The organism is Nostoc sp. DedQUE05, from assembly GCF_034530955.1.
Taxonomy (GTDB): Bacteria; Cyanobacteriota; Cyanobacteriia; order Cyanobacteriales; family Nostocaceae; genus Nostoc.
Map to the genome: position 1 here is coordinate 43,320 of NZ_JAVRCB010000002.1, position 24,690 is coordinate 68,009.

At 41.2% G+C, this 24,690-nt stretch carries 14 protein-coding genes; 9 read left to right on the forward strand and 5 right to left on the reverse strand.

The annotated features are described in order from the left end of the window. Window positions 1-54 precede the first annotated feature (54 nt). Both RMZ42_RS02430 and rimO read right to left on the reverse strand, forming a co-directional pair. Entirely contained in the window at window positions 55-1,584 is a 1,530-nt protein-coding gene (locus RMZ42_RS02430) for a DEAD/DEAH box helicase (RefSeq protein WP_322669898.1), read from the reverse strand. A gap of 304 nt (window positions 1,585-1,888) precedes the next feature. Beyond that, window positions 1,889-3,208 carry a 30S ribosomal protein S12 methylthiotransferase RimO gene (gene rimO, locus RMZ42_RS02435; RefSeq protein WP_322669899.1) on the reverse strand — a complete coding sequence of 440 codons (1,320 nt, stop codon included), beginning with the start codon at window positions 3,206-3,208 and terminating at the stop codon, window positions 1,889-1,891. A gap of 756 nt (window positions 3,209-3,964) precedes the next feature. Between rimO and btpA the strand changes: the two genes are divergently transcribed. The 3 genes from btpA (at window position 3,965) to RMZ42_RS02450 (ending at window position 8,780) form a co-directional block, all read left to right on the forward strand. Continuing rightward, on the forward strand, window positions 3,965-4,813 hold the full coding sequence (gene btpA, locus RMZ42_RS02440; RefSeq protein WP_322670041.1) for a photosystem I biogenesis protein BtpA: 849 nt from the start codon (window positions 3,965-3,967) through the stop codon (window positions 4,811-4,813). A gap of 152 nt (window positions 4,814-4,965) precedes the next feature. After that, the gene (locus RMZ42_RS02445; RefSeq protein ID WP_322669900.1) at window positions 4,966-5,949 is read left to right on the forward strand and encodes a vitamin K epoxide reductase family protein; all 984 of its coding nucleotides are present in this window, start codon (window positions 4,966-4,968) and stop codon (window positions 5,947-5,949) included. Between the two features lie 623 nt (window positions 5,950-6,572). Then, window positions 6,573-8,780 carry a CHASE2 domain-containing protein gene (locus RMZ42_RS02450; protein ID WP_322669901.1) on the forward strand — a complete coding sequence of 736 codons (2,208 nt, stop codon included), beginning with the start codon at window positions 6,573-6,575 and terminating at the stop codon, window positions 8,778-8,780. A 1,121-nt stretch (window positions 8,781-9,901) separates the two neighbouring features. On the opposite strand, the gene nadB is transcribed toward RMZ42_RS02450, so the two are convergent. From nadB to RMZ42_RS02465, 3 genes are all read right to left on the reverse strand, one after another. After that, the gene (gene nadB / locus RMZ42_RS02455; RefSeq protein ID WP_322669902.1) at window positions 9,902-11,578 is read right to left on the reverse strand and encodes an L-aspartate oxidase; all 1,677 of its coding nucleotides are present in this window, start codon (window positions 11,576-11,578) and stop codon (window positions 9,902-9,904) included. A 149-nt stretch (window positions 11,579-11,727) separates the two neighbouring features. Beyond that, entirely contained in the window at window positions 11,728-12,156 is a 429-nt protein-coding gene (gene psbU / locus RMZ42_RS02460) for a photosystem II complex extrinsic protein PsbU (RefSeq protein ID WP_322669903.1), read from the reverse strand. Between the two features lie 719 nt (window positions 12,157-12,875). Then, entirely contained in the window at window positions 12,876-13,655 is a 780-nt protein-coding gene (locus tag RMZ42_RS02465) for a DUF3120 domain-containing protein (protein ID WP_322669904.1), read from the reverse strand. 446 nt (window positions 13,656-14,101) lie between these two features. Here RMZ42_RS02465 and RMZ42_RS02470 point away from each other — a divergent pair, with 446 nt between their 5' ends. From RMZ42_RS02470 to RMZ42_RS02495, 6 genes are all read left to right on the forward strand, one after another. Beyond that, entirely contained in the window at window positions 14,102-14,926 is an 825-nt protein-coding gene (locus tag RMZ42_RS02470) for an undecaprenyl-diphosphate phosphatase (RefSeq protein ID WP_322669905.1), read from the forward strand. Window positions 14,927-15,179: 253 nt separating this feature from the next. Beyond that, window positions 15,180-16,505: a TIGR03279 family radical SAM protein gene (locus RMZ42_RS02475; protein WP_322670042.1), complete on the forward strand. Its 1,326-nt coding sequence runs from the start codon at window positions 15,180-15,182 to the stop codon at window positions 16,503-16,505. 979 nt (window positions 16,506-17,484) lie between these two features. After that, window positions 17,485-20,307: a family 10 glycosylhydrolase gene (locus RMZ42_RS02480; protein WP_322670043.1), complete on the forward strand. Its 2,823-nt coding sequence runs from the start codon at window positions 17,485-17,487 to the stop codon at window positions 20,305-20,307. 516 nt (window positions 20,308-20,823) lie between these two features. Beyond that, a complete protein-coding gene (locus RMZ42_RS02485) occupies window positions 20,824-21,750 on the forward strand; it encodes a hypothetical protein (RefSeq protein ID WP_322669906.1) in 927 nt (308 codons plus the stop codon). A gap of 67 nt (window positions 21,751-21,817) precedes the next feature. Beyond that, window positions 21,818-23,029, forward strand: coding sequence for an EAL domain-containing response regulator (locus RMZ42_RS02490; RefSeq protein WP_322669907.1), 1,212 nt, complete (start codon window positions 21,818-21,820; stop codon window positions 23,027-23,029). 157 nt (window positions 23,030-23,186) lie between these two features. Continuing rightward, window positions 23,187-24,530 (forward strand): sorbosone dehydrogenase family protein, encoded by a 1,344-nt coding sequence (locus RMZ42_RS02495; RefSeq protein WP_322669908.1) that lies wholly within the window; start codon window positions 23,187-23,189, stop codon window positions 24,528-24,530. The last annotated feature ends 160 nt before the right edge of the window (window positions 24,531-24,690 follow it).

Consider the following 24,690-nt stretch of genomic DNA (forward strand, 5'->3'; position numbering starts at 1 on the left):
TTTGGATTAAAGGAAAAGTCTAAAATCCAAAATTGATTAACTTCTAACTCTTGACTAAGAAGCTGATTCCCTAGCTGTAGGTGAACCTATCTTTTTACTAGGAGATGCAGAAGAATCCTGTCCACTTGTCCGCAGTTTGGGCTTGGGAGAAGAATGTCTTTCTTCACCATTGTTGCTATCTGATTTCCACGCAGCACGGGGGCGATCGCTAGAAGATTCGCGACGTTTACCGAGTCTTGGTTTGGGAGTTGAGCTTTCCTCTTGAGGAATTTCTACGTCTGAACTCAACCAAGCGGGACGAGTTTGATCGTAAGCGATTTGCAGTGCAGCTGCGGCGATCGCTTGAGCATCATATTCTTCAATTAGTTCGCTAACAATTGGCAAGAATGAAGCCAAACGCTCACCCATCAAAGCTTCCCGTACCTGTTCTTGCAATTTCAGAATGTGTCTTGCTTCAATCTGGGCGCGTGTAGGAATGGACAGCAATTGCCAACTTTGGCGATTATGACGTTCAAATGTTTGCTGTTTACGCCGCTCAAATGGTTGTACTAAAGAAATTGCTGTTCCTTCTTTACCAGCACGACCAGTACGACCAATGCGATGGACGTAAGTTTCTACGCTATCGGGTAAGTCGTAGTTGATCACATGGGACAGTTGATCGACATCTAAGCCTCGTGCGGCAATATCAGTTGCTACCACCCAGCGAACTTGACGGTTACGGAATCTGCTTAATAACCGTTCTCGCGCTTGTTGCGACAAGTCACCGTGGTATTCATCGACACTGTGACCAGCTGCTTGTAACTGACTGGTGAGTTCTGCGGCTGTGCGTCTAGTGCGGACGAAGATTAAAGCTGTTTCTGGATCTTCCATTTCCAGAATCGGCTGTAAAGCTTTGGCTTTTGTCCAGTGGCGAGGGATCAGGTAAGCTACCTGATTAATTTTGTTGGGAGCGGCTTTTGGTTGCTCAACGGTGACAGTCGCCGGCGATCGCAAGAACTTGTTCACCAACATCCGAATCGATGGTGGCATTGTTGCCGAGAATAAAGCTGTTTGGCGTTCTACGGGCGCTTGCGAGAGGATTTTGATCACATCGTCGATAAAGCCCATGCTCAACATTTCATCAGCTTCATCCAATACAAACCACTTGACCTGATCGAGCTTTAAACAGCCGCGATCGAGCAAATCGATTACCCGTCCGGGAGTACCCACGACCATGTGAACGCCACGTTTGAGTTGCAGCATTTGACGGTCAATTGATTGACCACCGTAGATTGCTAACACCCGCAATCCTTCATTGCCGATGAATTGAGCGATCGCATCGTGAACTTGCATCGCTAATTCACGAGTTGGTGTTAAAACTATGGCTTGCACGGCTCTTTGATTAATATCTAGCCGTTCTAAAATTGGCAGTGAAAATGCTGCCGTTTTACCTGTTCCAGTTTGAGATTGACCTACCACATCACGACCGGCTAGCAATTGGGGAATTGCTTGCACTTGAATGTTGGTTGGTTCGGTAAAACCAATTTTTTCTAGTTGTTCGACACGTTCTTGGGAAATGCCTAATTCTTGAAATGAAAGAGTCATTAATTCGTCCTAAATTTTATGTAAGGATTTTTGGATTAGTCATTTAGTCAGTAGAGACGCGATTAATTGCGTCTGTACAATGGTCATTAGTCATTAGTCATTAGTCATTAAGTTATTGGCTAGTTAGTCAGCCAAGGGCGATAGCAAAGCCTCAACTTTTAGAGAAGCTATGCCCACGAGTGAGTCCCCGAATTTCAGGTAAACCCTCATTAAAACTGCCATTAATGCAGCGTCGATATTGGGATAAGGGTAAATCTGTAAGGGTCATTTAACAAAAGACAAAGGACAAAAGACAAAGGACAATTTAGTTATTGACTACTTGACCATAGAGGTCGTATGTATCAGCGTGGTGAATCGCTATTGGCACGATGGTTCCTAACTTTGCCTGGCCTTTGACATACACCAGACCATCAACCTCTGGGGAAAATCTACCTGAACGACCTATTAGTTCACCACTTTCAGGATTTTCTTGCTCAATCAGGACATCGACTATTTTGCCTACTTCCTGTTGATTTTTCTTTTGAGAAATCGGTTGCTGGAGTTCCATCAGTTGGTATCGGCGATCGTCCATCACCTCTTGGGACAACTGATTTGGCAACTTATAAGCTGGAGTTCCTTCCTCAGAGGAAAAGGTGAAGACACCAACATGATCGAATTCATGCCGCTGGACGAACTCTAGTAGATGCTCAAAATGCTCTTGTGTTTCTCCTGGGAAACCAACAATAAATGTTGTCCGCAGTACGGCTGTTGGTAGCGCCGTTTTGATGCGATCTATAATCCCATCATTTACGCGCCCTTGCCAAGGGCGGTTCATGGCGCGGAGAATCTCTGGATGAGAATGCTGCAAGGGCAAATCCAGATAAGGCAGGACGTTGGGTGTTTCTTGGATGGCCGCTATCACATCTGGGGTCAGTCCCGTGGGATAAGCGTAGTGCATTCTGATCCACGGTATATCTACTTTCCCCAAAGCGCGAAGTAATTCGGCTAATTTTGGCTGACCGTAAATATCTAGACCATAATTAGTAGTGATTTGGGAAATTAAAATAATTTCCTTTACCCCTTGACTAACTAATTGCTCCGCTTCGGCGACGATAGATTCAATAGTACGCGATCGCTGGTTTCCTCGAAGATGAGGAATTATACAAAATGCACAACGATAATCACATCCTTCCGCAACTCGGAGGTAAGCTACGCCCTCCGTTGTCGTGCGATAGCGAGGTGTAGTTTCGTCGGCGATGTAGGTTGGCTCAATACTAACCTGTTTGACCCGCTCGCCAAGTTCAACACGCTCAATTACATTTACAATTTTGTGATAATCGCCTGTACCCACAACGGCTACTGCTTCAGGCAACTCCTCCAAAAGTTGTTCTTGGAAGTGTTGCGCCATACAGCCAGTAATTACGATCTTTTTGTTTGCCTCTGCCAGTTCTACCAAAGTTCTGACAGATTCTTGCCGGGCCGCTTCAATAAAACTACAAGTATTAACAATAACGTAATCTGCTAATTCTTCATTTGTATCTACACCGTAGCCTGCTTCTACGAGCATTCCCAACATGTGTTCTGTATCAATTCGATTTTTCTCGCAGCCCAGGTGAGAAATGGCAATTGTTGGCTTGTCACCCATATTTTGAAAATATCTTCATTTTTTTCTTGTAGTCAACATTCTGGCGCTAATTTTGCTTGTTTGGGATCGCTATCCTTCTAATAACAGTACGACAACAGATTCTCACTGTCAGCAACTGTCCATAGACTTATGACCCTATCAAATAATAAAAATAGAGGTCATGTTATGATACTTTTATCAATCTGTTCCCCAGGGTAAATTGAAGTGTCTTTGGGTACATTTGACACTTGTAATCTTTTTTAACAATTTGCCTATTGATATTTTACATTACCACAGCGTGTGCGTTGTTAACCTACCCATCGGGAAGCCGCCCAAAGGGCTTGTTGTGAGAAGTCGCTACCCTCAGAGAAATCGACGAAAGCGACTACGCCTATAAAGCAGTAATGCTACCCTGGCGATTGGCAAGTCCTACGACTGTGCGCGGACAAGACGCCTAAACCACGGAAAGCTGCCTTGCGTCTAGTGAGTGGCAAACTCCTCTTGTAGCCAGGTTTTATCTTAACATATCTTATGGGAGGTTTCACGCCAATTTCCATCTGAGGAAAGAGGCAATAAACCGACTATCATAAAACACATTTGACTAGTTAATGAAAAGTCATGAGTCAAGGGTCAAGAAAAGCCAGTCACGTGTGGGGTTTTCCCCGTTGAAGAGCCACCCTTATATAGAGGTTCCCAACCTTCAGGGGAGTGGTGTTGAACTGGCGTTCAATAGTCAAAAAAATCTGGACTCTGGACTGTGCGAGGCGGATTAAAGACGTGGACTTATATCAGATATTTAAAACTCGCTCACCAATTATTGGCGTGGTTCACTTGCTACCACTGCCTACCTCACCCCGTTGGGGAGGTAGCCTAAAAGCGGTCATTGACCGTGCCGAACAAGAAGCCGCAGCCTTAGCAAGTGGAGGGGTTGACGGTCTGATTGTCGAGAATTTTTTCGACGCGCCGTTTACCAAAAACCAAGTCGATCCAGTAGTTGTGAGTGCCATGACCATTGTGGTGCAGCGGATACAAAATTTGGTAACTTTGCCTATAGGCTTAAATGTTTTGCGAAATGACGCCAAAAGTGCAATAGCGATCGCTAGCTGCGTACAGGCGCAATTTATCCGCGTCAACGTCCTCACAGGGGTGATGGCAACCGACCAGGGATTAATTGAGGGAGAAGCCCATCAACTACTCCGCTATCGACGGGAGTTGGGCTGTGATGTTAAAATCCTGGCCGATGTGTTGGTGAAACACGCCCGTCCTTTGAGTTCTCCAAATCTCACAGTCGCCGTGAAAGACACCATTGAAAGGGGTTTAGCAGACGGAGTGATTTTATCTGGTTGGGCTACAGGTAGTCCTCCTAATTTAGAAGATTTGGAACTAGCTTGTGGTGCAGCAAATGGCACGCCAGTGTTCATCGGCAGTGGGGCTAATTGGGAAAATATTGATACATTGATGCAAGCAGCAGATGGTGTAATAGTTTCCAGTTCCCTAAAACGTCATGGACGCATAGAGCAACCAATTGACCCAATTCGCGTCAGTCAATTTGTGGAAGTTGCCCGTCGCAATTGGAACTCCAAAGGTGAAAGCAAATCAGCAGAACAAGTGAAGTTACATTCTTAATTGGGGCATGGGGCATGGGGAATGGGGCATGGGAAGAAATAATTAATACTCAATTGCCCAATGCCCAATGCCCAATGACAGCAGTTGCTCCACTTGAGGAGACCCCAAGTGGAGCAACTGCCTCCCCAATGCCCATTAACCAATAACAATTTATGATTCGCCGCCGTTCTACTCCTTGGATTCATAAATGGTCACGTCCATTGATTGCCGCGATCGCTGGATGTGGTGCCCTGATAACAGGTTATCTCACTATAGAAAAGTTAACCGGAGGCAGTGCCGCTTGTGTGGCACAGGCTGGCGCTAAGGGCTGTAATGATGTGCTTTCCAGTCCTTGGGCAACGGTTTTTGGACAGCCATTAGCTTTGTTTGGGTTTTTGGCATACACCAGTATGGTGATATTGGCTTTGGCTCCCTTGGTATTCAACTCAGGGGAAAACAATAACCGCAAACAATTGGAAAATTGGACGTGGTGGCTGCTGCTGGTAGGTGCGATCGCTATGTCTGTCTTTAGCGGCTACTTAATGTATGTGCTGACATCTCAAATCAAAGCGATTTGTCTTTACTGTATCGGTTCAGCTTTGTTCTCTGTAAGTCTTTTGGTACTAACGATTATCGGTCGGACTTGGGAGGATATTGGACAAATCTTGTTTACCGCCCTGATTGTCGGGATGGTAACGCTGATTGGTACTTTAGGCGTCTATGCTGGCGTGAATCAATCAGGTGTGACACCTGGCACTCCTGGACAACCCACTAAAATTACCTTTACTCCCAAAGAAAACCCCAACCCAGCGTTCGGTTGGGAAGTTACCACTACTTCTGGTGAGGCAGAAATAGCCTTAGCAAGGCATCTGGCAAAGGTAGGTGCAAAGGAATACAGTGCTTATTGGTGTCCTCACTGTCACGAACAAAAGCTACTTTTTGGTAAAGAAGCTGAGGAAATAATCAATAATGGCATTAAGGTAGAGTGCGCCCCCGATGGATTCAAAGCTCAACCAGAAGTATGTAAAGCTGCAAAAATTGAAGGTTTCCCCACTTGGATCGTTAATGGTAAAAGCTATAGCGGAGTCCAAAACTTAGAGGAACTAGCGAAAGTTTCTGGTTACACAGGGCCTCAGAACTTCAAGTATTTTAAGTAAAGTACCTACACTGAATATTCAGTAGTTCACACCCCATAGTCAACTGGATGAATACAGTAAAATCTGTTTCCAGTTGGCTTTTTTGTTTTTGGTAACAGATAATAGGTCTTATCCAATGCCCAATTACTAATTTTATTTCGGCTTTGATCTGTAAATACTTAAGCTCAAGGAAATTAGCTAAGTACATTTACTTTAAAAATTGTATATTTTAATTTCTTTTTATAACACTTGAGAGCCACCTTGGGATGTAATCATGTCAGGCTCGAACCGAGAGCTGTTTCTGTTGGAAGTTAACGTAATTCTCAGTAAAATACCTAATCGATCGCAAATGTGAGTTTAATTAAGTAGGCTCTACTAGAGAAGGCTTTGAGAGTTAAATTTACTGAATTCACTTCCAACAATATTGATTAATCTGTGCTGAGAGCCACAATCACAGTTGCCTTTTAGTCAGACAATTAGCCTCAATATATGGTAATACATCACAAATATCACGATGTCTTAAAGAACCTTGCTGAGTTAAAAAAATTTTTAGAAACTCTATTTAGCTCTTACTTGAGCTATGTTAGTCCGATAGTTAATAGCTATAGGAAATAGAGAATATTTCTGCCTACTAGGTAATGGCAATGAATCAGCAGCTAGGCAAGCGTTTTGTGAAGTTAACCTTTGGACTGAAACAATCGCTTAGTCGAGGACACAGAGAATTGATTACTGCGGCCAGCGTTGCAGTCTGCGTCCTGCTTTTGCACTCCTTTGGATTATTGCAATCTTTGGAGTTAGCGGCTTTGGATCAATTTTTTCGCTTACGTCCAAATGAACCACCAGAAGATCGGATTACGATCGTAGTAATTGATGAAACCTATATAAACGAAGTAGGTTCGTGGCCGATTTCAGATGCGAAGATTGTCCAGTTGTTGCAAAAATTAAATGTCCACAAACCCCGTGCGATTGGCTTAGATATCTACAGAAATTTGCCAGTAGAGCCTGGTAATCAAGAATTGCGTAATGTTTATCAGTCAATGCCCAACTTAATTGGTATTGAACTACTGTCAAAAAACAAAAACTTTAGTGTTCCGCCTCCAGTGGGACTGAATCAAAATCAAGTGGGCTTTAATAACGTGCTGTACGATCTTGATGGTAAAGTGCGTCGCAGTTTGTTGTATTGGCACGTTAAAAATGAAGTACACGAAAGTTTTGCGCTGAAGTTGGCTTTATTGTATTTAAAGTCAAAGGGAATTACTCCCACCAAAGCAAAAAGCAACCCTGAGTATTTGCAATTGGGTAAGGCAGCATTTACTCGTTTTGAGGCTAATGATGGTGCTTATGTGGGAGCTGATGATAAAGGCTATCAAATTTTGAGCAATTTTCCCAAACCTAAATGTCAAAGTTCGTCTGGAGAATTTTGTAGTTTTCGCCAGGTATCGATGAGAGATGTACTGGCAGATAAAGTCAAAGCAAACTTAATCAAAGATCGGATTATACTTGTTGGTTCAACTGCGCCCAGTCTCCAAGATTCTGTATTTATTCCCTATTCCAGCAGTGTAATGGGTATAGCAAAGCCTGAGCCTCTACCTGGTATTCAATTGCAGGCTTATTTTATTAGTCAGTTAATCTCTGCTGCTGTTGATGGAAGACCATTACTGAAAGTTTGGCCTGACTTGGTGGAATACTTGTGGATTTTTGTTTGGTCTTATCTGGGAGCCGTGACGATATGGCAGATACGACACGCAACTAGGAGTCTCTTCTGTATCCTAATTTGTTGCTTTGTATTGACCCTGAGTGCATACCTTGCTTTCTTCTTATACGGTTGGTGGATACCACTCATTCCCTCATTGGTTTGCTTTGGCACTTCAGCTATTTGGATGACTAGTCATATTGCTCACATGCAGGGAGAGTGGAAACGTTCCAAGGAATTTTTGCATCACGTTATCAACACGATCCCCGATCCAATTTTTGTGAAAAATGAACAACATCAGTGGATTGTTTTAAATGAGGCGTATTGTCGATTTATCGGTTATCCAAATAAGTTTTTAATTGAAAAGTCAGACTATGACTTTTTCCCAAAACATGAAGCTGATGTATTTCGACAACAAGACGATCTTGTTTTTCGGACTCAGCAACCCCAAGAACATGAAGAAGAATTTACAAATGCTGATGGCCAGACTCATCTAATTGCCACTAAGCGATCGCTCCACAAAGACTCAGCCGGCAATTTCTTTTTAGTTGGTGTCATCCGAGATATTACTCAGCGCAAGCTGATGGAAGAACAGCTGAAGCGTACTGCTGCTGAACTATCCCGCTCTAACAATGAATTAAAACTCAAAGAAGACCACTTACGTTATTTAGCATATCACGACCCCCTCACTGGTTTATCTAATCGCGAATTTTTTGCCGAACAACTTTACGAGTCCTTACATTGGGCACAACACAATAACTTGTTGTTGGGACTGCTGTTTATCGATCTAGATGGCTTTAAGCAAGTCAATGATACTTTAGGACACGAGACGGGCGATCGCTTGCTAATGACTATTGCTGGAAGACTCAGCAACTCTTTACGCGCTAGTGATACAGTTTCTCGTTTGGGTGGCGATGAATTTACTGTGATTTTACGGGCAATACCTAATGTCCAAATAGCTGCTAAAGTCGCTGAAAAAATTTTAAGCAGTATTACCAAGCCAATTGTTTTGGATGGCTATACAATCCGAGTCTCTGCCAGTATTGGCATTAGTGTTTATCCATACAACAGTCAAGACAGTGAAACTTTGATGAAACAAGCTGATACAGCAATGTACCGTGCCAAGCGCCTTGGTAAAAATCGCTACGAGTTTGCTTAATTATTTAAGAGTCAAGCCTCCAACTTTTTTCACTGTAGTTACAATTTTTACATTCAAATTATGACTTTAGACCAGAGACACGTCTAAGGCACTGTCTCGAAAAAATATAGCGTATATCTTGCGAGGTAAATTTTTCGTAAAATCTAGACCTGGCAAGGCTTTTTGGCTTGAACGATAAACCTCCTAATTTATGTCAGAAAATAATTAGCGATCAAAAATAATTTTCAAAATAAATTTAATGTAATTTAATTTACAAACATTTTTATACTTGTATTTATTCGGTTATTATGCAAGACAAAATTTTAAAATCCTTTTATTACTATAGATATGTTGTTTTATCTTTACATATCTTTACTCATTAAATCTATAAACTATACAATTGGATAAGTATTATTTCATGTTTTTTTGAATTCATGATTTATGGAACATAGTGTTTATACTTAAAAGTATTAAGATATTATTAATAAATAATGAAGTACTCAAAAAGCTGGCAGTAAATCATTGACATATCTAACTTGAGACTGATGTAAAAATCGCCTATTTGAAATACCACTTAAGTATGAAAACTATTTAATATCGGCAAATTAAGGTTAATCGACAAGGAAATACCACAATGATTTGTACAGTACCAGCAATAATTTCATAAAGTTAAAATACTTTTTTGAAAAAGTACAGTAAATATACGGTAGTAACTAAAAAATACGTTTTGAAATAAGAAATTTAGTAAATTTACTGAAATATATGAAGAGTAACTTCCGAATCACAAAGTTTATCATATTCTGCATAGGTGCTTATTTACTGATCCCAAAAATTGCCGATTGCACAGGTATATTCAGTACTGCAAGTGCTAATTCTTTTGGCCCTACTAGCAGTAATACCTTAATCGCCCGCAAGGTCAATTCTCAAAATTTACAAGACATATACATTCCACCAAATTATGGTGGTCCCGACAGTCATAATGGTAGCGGCACTCGCTGATGGCAATTTTGAATTTTAGATTCTGGTGAGCAACGCGATGAATTAACTACCGTCTTGGACACCACATCTTTGTACTTAACAGCTGATTCCAAGATGTTGTACTTAGGGTTGCGAAAACCATCAGGCTATTTAAGGTAGTTTATTCAAGACAATAGTGGAGATTTCCACCAATGATTTGTTTGTATAAGTGTGTGAACTTGCCAATTTGAGTCTGATTGAGGATAATCTAAACGGAAGTGTCCGCCTCGGCTTTCGGTTCTAAAAGCAGCACTTTTGAGAATTAAATCAGCTACATCTATTAAATTGCGGGTTTCTGCCCAAAGTGCTAATTGCCGTTCAACATCTGGTAGGTCAAAACTAGCGGGTTCTGCTGGACGTAAAGCAAGCAAGAATTGAGTTAAAGGCAAGGCGGCAAAATCTTGCTGCCAAGATTCAATAGTCGCGATCGCACTTTCCAGCCTTGATTGCTCCCGACAAATACCAGCACTTTCCCACACTAGACGCGGTAACTTCTCCCTGAGTGCTTCTAGCTGTGCTTGTTGGATGTGCCACTCACTAGGATCGGCATTAAATTTCCGTAACGGCAGCACTGGTATTTCTGAGGATAGCCCAATATTTTCTAACTTAATATCAGCCATCTGGGCCCCAAACACAATACATTCTAACAGGGAATTACTGGCAAGGCGATTTGCTCCATGTACACCAGTACTAGCAGTTTCACCCACTGCATACAAACCAGAGATATTTGTGCGATTCATCAGATCCGCAACAATTCCACCCATCCAGTAATGGGCAGCTGGCGCTACAGGAATTGGTTCGTGGAAGACATCAACTCCCCAATGCTGACAAACTTTGATGATATTGGGAAAGCGCTGACGAATTTTGTCAGCGGGGATGGGGCGCATATCTAACCACACATGAGCAGTAGCCAAATCAAGGGCAGTACGTTGTAAATGGCTGAAAATTGCTCTACTGACAACATCTCTAGGCGCAAGTTCACCCGCAGGGTGATAGTCAAAAGCAAAACGCCGCCCTTCATTATCGATGAGATGTGCCCCTTCACCGCGTACAGCTTCGCTGATCAAGAAGCGATCGGCACCAGGTTTAGTGAGAGCAGTCGGGTGAAATTGGACAAATTCTAAATCGCGGAGGATAGCCCCAGCACGAGCTGCGATCGCTACCCCATCACCGGTACTCACTGCCGGGTTAGTGGTTTGGGCAAATACCTGACCGCCGCCACCGGTTGCTAGTACCACAGCACCAGCTCTTATCCAGGTGATTTTACCTTGATAAAACAGGCTAATTCCCTGACAGCAACCAGTTTCGGTTTCAATCCACAAACTCAAAGCCAAAGCTTGCTGAATGACTTGAATATTTTGGCGACGTAATACTTGAGCGGTGAGGGTAGTAGTAACTTCTCTGCCTGTAGTGTCAGCAGCGTGGAGAACACGGCGGCGAGAATGGGCGGCTTCCAAAGTTAAAGCTAAGGCTTGACCATGACGGTCAAAAGCTACCCCCAAGTTAACTAGGGATTGAATACAGCTAGGGGCATGTTCGGCGAGAAATTCAACAGCGGTGCGATCGCATAAACCTGCACCTGCCTGGATCGTATCTTCAATGTGCAGCGTGGGAGAATCTTCTGGCGCGATCGCTGCGGCAATGCCACCTTGTGCCCAATCACTAGCGGATAAAGCAACGGTTTCTTTGGTAATCAAACCGACTCGCAAGGATTCTGGCAGACATAGCGCTGTGTATAGTCCAGCGGCACCAGCGCCGACTACTAAGACATCAAATTGGCTGGGAATATCTATCTGAGACAAGGTAATGTGTAGGGGGAAGTGAGGAGTTAGAAGTTAGGAGTTAGGAGTTTTGAATTTTTAACTCATAACTCCTAACTCCTAACTCATATCATCTCCCACTCCCTAGAATCAGGAGTGGGCTGCTATTTGCTACATTAACTGCAATTCAGTTATCTGTAGATACCGTTGTTAAAGCGATCGTCTCCTTCATTGAAGGCAGGCTCTAGGTCTGTCACGGTGAATTTATCGAGGTTGGCTTGCAGGGTTTGTTTTTGGCGATCGCTCAATCCTGGAAGATCCAATACATCCTCTACCTTTTGGTAGGGAGCATTGGTGATGATTTTCTTAGCCAAGGTAGGATAAAGCCCTGGAAACTGTTGAAAAGCTCGGACGTTGGTATTATTCAAATCGATTTTTTTACCAAATTCCGTTCTTAGTTTAGCGTCTGCCCGATTCTGCCGCTCAATTGCCAGAACTGGGACTTGGGGAAAAGCAAAACTGTTGAAACTAGCAGCTTGGGCTATCTGAGTTGTTCCCAACCATCCCCAGCAACTAAGTAACAAGCTAAACACTGTTAATAAACGCGCCAATCCTTTCACGATTTTTCTACCTCTTTCCATCAAACAGCAATAAAAGTTTTAAGCTAACAACAGTTATTAGTCATTAGTCATTAGTCATTGGTCATTGGTCATTGGTCATTGGTCATTGGTCATTTGTAAAGGACAACTGACAAGGGACAAAGGACAACTGACAACTGACAAAGGACGAAGGACAAAGGACAAAGGACAAAAGCTGATAGCTTAGTCAACACAGCAGTCATCAGAAACTAATATACAGCGTATTAATATCCACAATATTTACCGTTACTGGGTTTGACTATACTTTTGCCATAAATTTTCATCGTGGAAAGAGTGCCTGTATGGCTGCAATAGCGTTACATCGACGATTCCAGCAGCATTCTCTGCTTGACGAAATCTTTTCGGGGTGGCTGATTCTACCTTTCAAGCAGACACAAAACTGCACGATTTCTAAGATCGAAAACCTTGCCAAAAAAGACTTGATGCCGATCAATTTTTATGTAATATTTCTTAACTAATTAATCATCTACAGCATCATTTTTGATGTGCCGTAGATTGGGCTGGGAAAAGTTTCAGTAAGAGAAGCCCACACGCTCATTGCAACATCAACATATAATAAGACTCGTATTTGATTTTTGAAAAAAACTCAGTACACTTTTATTCCTTCTTCCCTGTTCGCTCCCTACGCAAATAATTTCTCCGAATCAAAATGGATTCCTATATAGTGTCTCCTACCTTCTTCACGCTGCGATCGCAGCTAACAAAAATAGGCTGTCTACCAAAATTGTGCTTAAAACTGCGCCGCCAAAGGCATACCAGTGTCTTTGATTTCGACCTAAAGCTGAAATTCCTACTGTTAATAGCACTACGGCGAGAATTATCGCCCAAGTTTGTCCCCAAGGTGCTTGTACTTGTATGAGAGCATTTTGTAAGATTTGCGGTACTACATCTGCATCTACTCTCATAATTTGCCGCCAATAGGGCATCAAATCTACTATATAAAAATATACATCTGTTAAAACTGTACCGAGTAAAGAACCTAAATAAAACCAGTTACCTACCTTGCCCCAATTCTTTGCCAGACACCAGCAAGCAAACGGTAAACCGATAAATTCCACAGGCAGATGCCATAAAGGTTCCCAACGTAACCAACCCCAGTAAATCGCTCCTGCTAACCAACTCCAGCTAAACCCCAAGAGCAAATCGCCCCAGACGTAAGTTGCAGGACGTGACATTAATGCAAAACTGAGCCATACCCAAAATCCTGTCATTGCTAAACTCAGACTTGGTAGCGATCGCACTATTGGCGCTTCTATAAATACTGGCACTGTTACCAAAAACACCGCTGCTGCAAACACTAACCAAGTTTGTCGGGTAGAAGGAGATAAGGGTAAAGAGGAAGAAAGGGAAAGTGTAGATTCCAATTGTCTGATACCGTTTTGCGCAGTATCAGCTAAATCCAACTCAGTATCAATAGAAGGGGTAGAAACGCTGTAGGAAGACAGTGTATTATTAATCAAAGTTTTTAATATTTGTTACTAAACTTTATTTTACTTAAGATATCACATTTTCAAATCCCCCCCTGGGGCATTGTAATTATACTAAAATTTCCACAAGCGCTGGTGCAAACCAAACAAAACATTCTGCGCCAGACGAATCCATTAAAGTTCCACTGATACAGAACTCCTTTGTAGTTCCTTATAAATAAGGGATTACACAGAGGTGAAAAGTCAGCTGCTATGAGTCTGCTAAATATTAAAATTTGATGAATTTTTCAAATTGCGTTGACTTATTGAGGCGGGTGTAAGAACATAGTCAGCGTCTTCGATGATGTTTTCGATCGGTCAAATTGAGTTTTCTATAAGATTGGGTGCAATAGAGAGTATATAAAGCAACATCATCAGCTAAACTCAGCCAAACAATGTTCATCACGATCTCTATCACACGAAAAAGGTATTAATTGTATATGGAGTTTATTCAAGCTTTTATTTTAGGTATTGTTCAAGGTATTACAGAGTTTTTGCCAATCAGTAGTACTGCACATCTTATAATTTTTACCAAGGTATTTGGTTGGAAAGAACTAGGTTCTAAAGATTTTGTTGACGCAATTCAATTTGGCAGCGTTATCGCAATTGTGGGGTATTTTTGGTCGCTGATTTATAGTATTGTCAAAGGTGGAATCGAAGCACTAAAAGCCAAAGACTGGCAACGCGAAGAATGGAAGATTCTTGTCGGTATTGTAGTCGGAACACTGCCGGCTTTAATTTTCGGCTTCCTTTTGAAAGATATTTTACCTGAAAGTGCATTAATTATTGGCATCATGTCAATTATTATGGCACTTTTACTAGCTCTAGCAGAAAAAATTGGCACTCGTAAGCGCGGTTTTGAGTCATTGCAGATTCAGGATGGTATTTTGGTTGGATTGGGACAAACACTTGCCTTGATTCCGGGCGTTTCTCGTTCTGGTTCGACGTTGACAACTGCCTTATTTTTAGGATTAGAACGTGCTACAGCAGCAAAATTCTCATTTTTGTTAGGGTTTCCAACTCTTACCATTGCGACGCTGTACAAAAGCTTGAAAATATTCAAGTTGTTTCAAGCTCACCAGTTGCCAGATAACATTGTTGCACTGTTAATTGTAGGAATTATTTCAACCTTTATTTTTTCCTACCTATCAATTGCATTTTTGATCAAATACTTAGCAACCAAAAACACTTTGGTCTTCGTATGGTATAGATTAGCATTCGGTAGTGCAATCTTACTAGCGATCGCAGCAGGTTGGAAAGGATAATATTCATTAGTCATTAGTCATTAGTCATTTGTCATTTGTCCTTTGTCCAAAGCAAATGACTAGAGCGATCGCTCGGTTGTATGTAATACAATCTAACCTCACTTCCATTCCTCTCTCCTAAAAGGAGAGAGGCTTTAAATTTTACTCCCCAACGCGACTAGGGAAGAGGCTGAGGTTAAGTCTGTATTAAACTCAACTAAGAAACGCTATAATGCCCAATGCCCAATGCCCAATGCCCAATGCCCCATTCCCCATGACTACCATTCATCCTGCTCGAATTACCAAGGTTCTTCCAGACTCAATAGCCGCAGAGATTGGTTTTGAAGTTGGGGATGCGATCGTTGCAATCAATGGTACACATCCCCGCGATTTAATTGATTATCAGTTTTTGTGTGCTGATGAAATTTTAGAATTAGAAGTTTTAGACGCTACTGGTAAAACTCATAGCTTGGAAATCGAAAAAGATTACGACCAAGACTTGGGACTAGAATTTGAAACTGCCCTATTTGATGGCTTAATTCAGTGTAATAACCGCTGTCCTTTTTGCTTTATCGACCAACAACCACCAGGTAAGCGCACCAGCTTGTACTTTAAAGACGACGATTACCGCTTAAGCTTTTTGTACGGCTCTTATCTTACCCTGACCAATTTACCAGAAAGAGAATGGCAGCGGATTGAACAAATGCGCTTATCTCCGTTGTATGTTTCTGTTCATGCCACGGAGCCGGAAGTTAGAATTAGACTCTTGAAAAATCCTCGTGCGGGACAAATTTTACAACAACTCAAGTGGTTTCAAAAAAGACGGCTACAAGTTCATGCTCAAGTAGTTGTTTGTCCTGGTATAAATGATGGCGAACACCTGGAGCAAACCTTAAAAGACTTAGCATCCTTTCATACTGGTGAAGTGCCTACGGTGGCATCAGTGGCAGTTGTGCCAGTCGGATTGACAAGGTTTCGGCCTCCAGAAGACGAACTTACACCCGTAACTAGAGAAAAAGCGAAAGAAGTAATTTCTCAAGTGCAAATACTCTCGCAACAATTTCGTCAAAAGTTTTCCTCTAACGTCGCTTGGTTAGCTGATGAGTGGTTTTTGATTGCAGGTGAAGAATTACCGAGCGAATCTGAATATGAAGAGTATCCCCAAATTGATAATGGTGTTGGTTCAATTCAGTTGTTTATCAAGCAATTTGCAGCCGCGGCAACAGAATTACTACCGTCAAAAGTTTATCCTCAGAGAAAATTAACTTGGGTAGTAGGCAACGCAGTAGAAAATGCCTTTGAACCTATCTTGAAACGGTTAAATTCTGTTGAAGGATTAAAAGTAAATATGCGTGCTTTATGTAGTGATTATTGGGGACAGAGTATCACTGTCACGGGATTACTAACGGGTCATGATTTGCTGTTGAACTTACAAGGACAAGATTTGGGAGACGGAATTTTACTACCAAATGTAATGCTCAAACATGGTGAATTGGTATTTTTAGATGATATGAGTATTGAAGAATTAGCCTGCAAACTTGAGACAAAAATTTTACCAGTAGGAGGAGTTGAAGATTTAATCAATACTTGTATTCTTTAAGCTGTTTTTGTTAGTCCTTTAGTTTTATAGTAGTTTCCAGGTGGATGAAGTACATAGCAAAATTTCACCCCCGATCCCTATTCTTGTCAAGAAAATGCTTTGGGGGTGTGGTTATCTGTTATAAAAGTTTTTTGAATCAGTATAATTTTAAGCATTTCAACTCAAAGCAATTTTTTTGTATCCAAAGATTTTAATGTTAAATACAAAAGTGATAAGCTTTAATTAAACATAAATAAATCTAAAAATATTGTTTTACATTTAATAAATTTTGGTGATTGCAATTGCGACTGTTGAAATTATTATCTTATTTTATCTAAAAATTTCTGGAAAAATTCGTGAAAAATTATTGTTAGTTTAACTCTGGCGATCGTCAAGAGTAATAATTAGACTTATTGCACAAATACAAAATCTGTCTTCATCCGCCAACCCGTTCTCACTATTTTGGCAAAAAGGGAGCCGAGCCAATTTGAAAGTCCCTCTCCCAAGCTTGGGAGAGAGATTTAGGGTGAGGGCTTTAAAATGCACTAGTATTACTTTTTTAACTCACAAAAATCCTGAAAAATAGATAATCAGAATAAGAGTGGCATTTTTTATTTTAGGTTTAAATGAAAAATCTCTGCAATTGCTCAAAAGCCTATTGGAATTGGTAAACACAAAATTTTCTAAAAAGCTAGTCACCAATGGAATGAAATTCACAATGTAATAGCTAACAATTTCTATAGAATCGCCTGGGCAATTTGAGTATCCATCTTGGCATTTTTTACTGCTTTTGATAGGCTAGATTGATGAAAGTCATTCACTAAGTACTTCTACGAAAAGCTTATAGGAATTATATTTGATTTTTGCAAAGTAAAAGATTAGCTTACTTAAGCCAAGTGAGAATCTCAGTAAACTTACTAGGATAAAGCTCAAGTCCTATATTCTGTACTAATGAATTCTGACTAATAACTAAATTAATTAATAATGAAGTGAGGAGTCACTGGTGAATTATCAGGAAAACCAAAAAGATATAAGTTTAAAAGTTAAAGAAGCTAAAAGATTATTTATTTTAAGTTGTGAAATTGTAGTTTTAAGTTTTTTGAGTATTTTGCCAGCAACGGCAGCGACTGAAGAACCCGTATTAAGCGTAGTGTATGGGCAAGAAAATGTAAATCAATGGAGAGGGATAAGCGATCGCTTACAGACAACAGGAGTGAAATATTGTGTAATTTCCCTAAATGATGTCAAGAGTGGGGCAGATTGGGGCGATCGCCGCGTATTATTTTTGCCAAACGTCGAGACATTAACACCAACTCAAGCGATCGCTCTAGAAGACTGGATGAGTAAGGGAGGGCGTTTGATTGCTAGTGGGCCTGTAGGTAGTTTGTCATCGCCAGGAGTGCGGCAATTATTGCGATCGCTCTTGGGAGGTTATTGGGGATTCAGCCTTAGTGACACAGAACAGATTCAAGCTGCAAAAACCAGGATTCCAGAATGGGCAAATCAAACTGGACTATTTGGTAAAGTGCGCGGCGGCGTTGTGATTCCTAATGATATGGGCACTGAATCTCCTGCTGTTTGGAATTCCAAAGATAGTCCGGCCGCAGTCGTGACAACTGAGCGTTCCACCTTTTTGGGCTGGCGCTGGGGAACAGATACAGCCTCCGCAGCCGAGTTGGATAATGCCTGGTTAAAAACTACTATCAATCACTATTTGACAGCATTAGCGCCATCAAATCGCACCAAAAAAATACCAGGAGGTTCCCAAAGCTGCTCTACAACTGTTGCAGCCGCGCCCTTAGTGCAGGGGAGCAGAGGCGCAGAGGGGCAGGGGAGCAGAGGGGCAGGAGGGCAGGGGGGTAGTTCATCTCCCTCATTGACTCCTCCTAAAACTGCCACTGCTCCCATACCTAGACCTTTGCCTATGGTCAAACCCCCAAGTTCTCAGGAGGCTATTGACCAATTAGAACAAGCGGTGCGTTTGGATGTTGCACCCAACTCCAATGAGCCGATTGATAACAACCAAGCGATCGCTCTCCAGCAAGAACTAGAAAATCTGATTGGTCGCGTGGAAAGCGCTCATTTAGCGGTGTTAGCTGATGCGGCTAATGTTGGCGAAACAATATCTGAGGGTGAGGGAAAACAGTTTTCTAGGAATTTGAACACCCCCCAGTCTGTCAAAGAACAGCCAACACAATTAGCCTCAACCAAACTGGGGGCGTTAGCCATAAGTAAAGACCAAGTGTTAGCACAAGCAAGGCTAATTGCTAAAAATTTACCCCAATTGATTGCTCAAAAAAACTACGCTTTGGCTCGTCAACAGTGGCTGATCGCTAAAACAACTTTGTGGCAGCAGTTTCCTGTCGATCGGAAACTAGCTCAACCAGAAATTCGCGCAGTTTGGTTAGATCGGGGAACAATTGTTCGCGCTGGTAGTAAGGCGGGACTGGCACAGATTTTTGATCGCCTCGCCCAAGCCGGGATTAATACCGTCTTTTTTGAAACTGTTAACGCTGGCTATCCAATTTATCCAAGCCAAGTGGCAAAAGAGCAAAACCCATTAATTCGTGGGTGGAACCCACTGGAAGAAGCGGTGAAACTAGCCCATGAGCGAGATATGGAATTACACGCTTGGGTGTGGACTTTTGCTGCTGGCAACCAACGTCATAATGAAATTCTCAACCTTAATCCTAATTATCCAGGGCCAGTACTGGCGGCTCATCCCGATTGGGCAAACTACGATAATCTAGGCAACATGATTCCCGTTGGTCAGACCAAGCCATTCTTCGATCCAGCCAACCCCGAAGTGCGGCAATACTTGCTCAAGCTGTATGAGGAAATTGTCACTAAATATAAGGTGGATGGTTTACAGCTAGACTACATTCGCTACCCTTTCCAAGATCCATCAGCAGGTCGAACTTATGGCTATGGGAAAGCTGCAAGAGCGCAATTTCAGAAACTTACTGGTGTAGATCCAGTGAATATTTCTCCTAGCCAAGCAGATTTGTGGCAAAAATGGACAAAATTTCGCACCGAGCAAGTTGATAGCTTTGTCGCCCAAGTATCACAGCAGTTGCGACAAAAGCAACCGAATTTGATTTTGTCGGTTGCAGTATTTCCTTTGCCAGAACTAGAACGGATTCAGAAAATTCAACAAAATTGGGAAACTTGGGCAAAACGGGGGGATGTAGATTTAATTGTTCCCATGACTTATGCTCTTGATACTTCTCGATTTCAACGACTGGCCCAACCCTGGATTGCCTCTAAACAATTGGGAGCTACCTTGTTGGTGCCGGGAATTCGCTTACTTTCTTTGCCAACCATCGGGGCATTCGATCAACTCCAGTTGGTAAGGGACTTGCCAGTTAGTGGTTATGCACTATTTGCCGCAGAGAATTTTAACAACGATCTCCAAAAACTCTTTAGTAACACCCAAGGTAGAATTCAATCTACAACAAGTGAACCGATTCCTCTGAGTCAGCCTTTTCAAACTGCCGCCATCCGTTACACCGCGCTACAACGGGAATGGAAATTTGTTTTCCAAAATGACCAACGACCAAGACCATCTCAAAAAATTTCAGATTTTAACAACCAGGCAGAAGTTTTACGCAGTGCTTTAAATCAGCTTGCCGCTTCTCCTTCTGCTAGTAAGTTACTCGTGGCGAGAGCCTCTCTAACTCGGTTCCAGTCACAATTTCGGGTATTGATGAGCCAAGAAATTAAGTCGAATTCCTATCAAGTCAAAGTTTGGGAAAATCGGCTCGTAACTATAGAAAGGCTATTACGTTATGGCGAACGGCGGTTGCAGTTACGTCCTTTGTGAAGAGGCAGAGAAGCGGGGAGACAAGGGGACAAGGGGACAAGGGGACAAGGGGACAAGGGGACAAGGGGACAAAAGAAAACTCCTAACTCAGCACGGGCTAAACCTTAGCTTTCCGCTAACAGCACTCAAAACTGTTTTGCCCAATACTCAATACCCAACTAGCTGGATATAAGCTAGTTTGTAATTCTTAACACACTTTTTGTAGTGTTTGTATCCCAAAAATTACTAGTTGTTTAAGGTCAAAATATTGGAAAATACTTAGATAAGCAGCTTTAGATAACTATTATTTGATGATAGCTATCGTGAAAATCTATGCAAACTTTACCTCAGCTCATCAGCCTACAAAGCTTAGAGTTAAGAATTGACTGTTTGCTCCTGATGGTTGTGTTAAAAACATCACTATTAAAGTAGATGCTATTTATACAATTGACTACGCTTACGCACTGGTATAGCACAGGGTAAAAGTATCTTGTTTTTTCATCTTCGTAGGTAGTAGGGTACTTCAGCAAGCATGATATGGTACTGTTTATAGCTTCTGAAACTAGCTTGAAAACAGCCAATACTTTTGAAGTTATGCATACCTTAGTTATGACATTTAACATGTCAGAATTTTCAAAGATAGTCTCAGTGCTATCACGGTTGTGCCAGCATCAGTTGGAACTACTTCAAGTTGTAGATAAGCAACGTAACATTGTCGGTAATATTACTCCTAAAAGCATCTATATCTGTCAAGCACTGGCACAAAAAACAGAGAAAACTAGAGGTAATGCTAGTATTGGTTCCTTGGAGGTAGAACATCAGATTTTCGTTGAGAGACAATTACTCAAGCCCCAATGGTTACTAGTACGCGCTATAGTACGTAAAGCTACGACAAGCAAATACACTCACTTCATTGAACTTTATGAGGGAGATTTGGACTTTTACCGTAAGTCTAATAGGGTCATGCAGACAAAGAAGCCCAAATATCACATAATCATGACTGAAATGTTGAATGATGTGTTGATTATTGGCCAGTTAGAAGTAGGAAAATTAGAGTATAGACCAACATACTTCAATTTGGTTGAATACAGCCGACAATCGCCAGAACAAATACAGATGAATCTGGGCTATCGGCGCTTGATTGTTTTCATCAGTAAATATAAATTTGTAACCTGCTGCATCAATGAAAAACTTTTGGCACACATCTTGATTAACTTGTTTTCAATTTATATTAAATTTTTCTCTGGTGATAGCAATTTCAAGTTGAATTTACTTAGCCAATATAGACAAACCTTATTTGAAATTAAAGATTGGCAAATTTGTATTTTCCAAGAAAACATAGGAAATATTCTTAAATCATTTTATCGCGCTATCAATGGTGTTAATATACTAGATGCTAGATTAAAAATGACAATTTTAAAAAATTGTGGAGATATCTACAAAGTTAAAATACTTAAATTATAAAAAACATTTTTTTGTAATAAGTATTACTGGATAATGTCGGAAAACAAATAGAAATATGAGGTAATTTATGCCAAAAATATTAATAATAGAAGATGAAGAAGCAGTCCGGGAAAACATTTTAGATTTGCTAGAAGCTGAGGATTTTGAAACTATTGCTGCGGCTAATGGCAGAATCGGGGTAAATTTGGCTATCTCCGAAGTTCCTGATTTAATTCTTTGTGATATGATGATGCCAGAAATTGACGGTTATGGTGTGCTCACAGCATTACGTCAAGAACCATCTACGGCAACCATTCCCTTCATCTTTCTCACTGCCAAATCTGCTAAATCTGACTTCCGCCAAGGTATGGATATGGGTGCAGATGACTATATAACTAAGCCATTCACTCGAGCTGAGTTATTAAGTGCCATTATGAACAGGTTGGAAAAATACGCTACTTTAAAAAGGTATTTATCTTCTCAGACTGTCATTAATAACTTGTCTCCAAAAATACAGTTGTTAGAAATTAGCTTACACCGAGCTATAAAACAACATAATTTTCAAGAATTTGAAATTTATTATCAACCAATAGTCGATATTACATCTGGAAAAATAGTAGGTGCTGAAAGTTTATTACGCTGGCAAAGTCCAGAGTTAGGAATGATTTATCCAACAGAATTTATTCCGTTAGCAGAGTCTACAGGTTTAATTGTTCCAATTGGTAAATGGGTATTAAAAAGGGTATGCGAACAAATTAAAAGCTGGCGTGATGCTGGAATTGATTCATTGATTGTTGCTGTAAATCTGTCAGCCATTGAATTTAATCAGCCAGATTTCATTCATAATATAGTTAATTTTATATCCGTGAATAATATAGAACCACATGACCTAGAACTAGAACTCACTGAAAGTATGATTATGCAAGATGTCAATAGTGCGATCGCTACTATGAGCAAATTGCAATCTTTGGGTATAAAAATTGCGATCGATGATTTTGGTACGGGTTACTCTTCTTTGATTTATCTGAAAAACTTACCAATTAATACATTAAAAATAGATCGTTATTTTATCCATAATGTTGCTAATGATTCCCAAAAGTCAGCCATCGCTAAGGCATTAATTCAGATGGCTCACAATCTCAATTTAGATGTAGTGGCTGAAGGTGTAGAGACAGAACCAGAACTAGGTTTTTTACGCCAATACAAATGTAACTCTATGCAAGGTTTTCTATTTAGTCGTCCCTTACCAGCAGCAGAATTTGAAAATTTTTTGTTCACTAATAAATGTTTGTATGTGTAAACATTGAGCATTGGTCATCGGGAATAGAATCTAGTTACTAGTGCTTTATTTTTGAATTATTAATAGGTTGACAACTAAGAAAAATCAAACTTTTGACTGGCGACAATTATTAAGCCTCAGGTCTAGAGTAGGAACATTGTGTATAGTGTCTACCACCATGAAAGTTCCTGCGCGTTTTTTGCTGCCAGTTTTTTTAATGATTTTGGCAGCAGCCTGTAACCAGACTCGCGCTAACTCAGATAATCCCACCCCTCAAAAATCCGTACCTTCTACCCAACTGACACCGAATCCTACACAGCCAAAAAATATTGTCCGTACTGAAGTACTTTCACCTACACCCATCCGAATCAATCTAAAGAATTTACCAGCACCCTTTGCAACCGAAAGCGCCTCGAAGCGGCCTGAAGTTGTGCCTATTCCAGAAAATCCGGTGCTGCGTGTACCACCAGGCTTCACAGTAAATGTCTTTGCTGAAGGTTTAGATGCCCCACGCTGGTTAGCTTTAACCCCCAATGGTGATGTTTTAGTAACTGAAACCGGGCAAAATCGGATTCGTCTATTGCGTGACAGCAACGGCGATGGTGTCGCTGACGTTCGAGAAACCTTTGCTAGTAGTGATAACGGACTCAATAGACCCTTTGGAATGGCTTTTGCAGGTAATTCCTTTTTTCTGGGAAACACAGATGCTGTAGTGCGTTTTCCCTATACGAAAGAGCAAAACAAAATTACAGGTAAAGGGGAAAAAATTGCCGATTTGCCCGCTCAAGGTTATAACAACCATTGGACGCGCAATGTCGTTGTCTCGCCCGATCGCAATAAATTATATATTTCAGTTGGATCGGGAACCAATGTAGATGAAGAACCCCTACCACGGGCTTCGATACAGGTGATGAATTTAGATGGTTCCCAGCAGCAAACTTTCGCTTCCGGCTTGCGTAACCCTGTTGGTTTAGACTTTCATCCTGTAACTAAGGAACTTTATACCACTGTTAACGAACGGGATGGAATTGGTGATGATTTGGTGCCAGACTATCTAACACGTGTTAAACAAGGGGCATTTTACGGCTGGCCCTATGCTTATCTAACACCAAACAACCTCGATCCGCGGCAAAAGACGGATAACAAAAGTAAACGTCCTGATTTAGTAGCCCGAACTCAAACGCCAGATGTGCTGTTTCAGGCGCACTCCGCAGCATTGGGTTTGCAGTTTTATGATGGTAAAACGTATCCCAAAAAATACCAGAACGGTGCTTTTGCTGCTTTTCGTGGTTCTTGGAATCGCGATCGCGGCACTGGTTATAAAATTGTATTTGTTCCCTTTGATGCTAAAGGGCGATCGCTTGGCTACTACGAAGACTTTCTCACAGGATTTTTGCTAAATCCTTCTGTACCAACCACTTGGGGACGGCCTGTAGGTTTACTGGTGTTGCCAGATGGCAGTTTACTACTAACAGAAGAAGCCAATAATCGGATTTATCGGATTCAGTATACGGGGGAGTGAACAATTCACGCCTTCAAACATTTAAAAATTCACGAATAGAATCTGTTGCCTCAAGTAAAGTTAGAGCAGTTGTCATCAATAGAGACGTTGTGACTGCATCTCCCTACCCAGGTTTATCTCGTTTACGGTAAATTACTGATAAATACTAATACTTATCTGG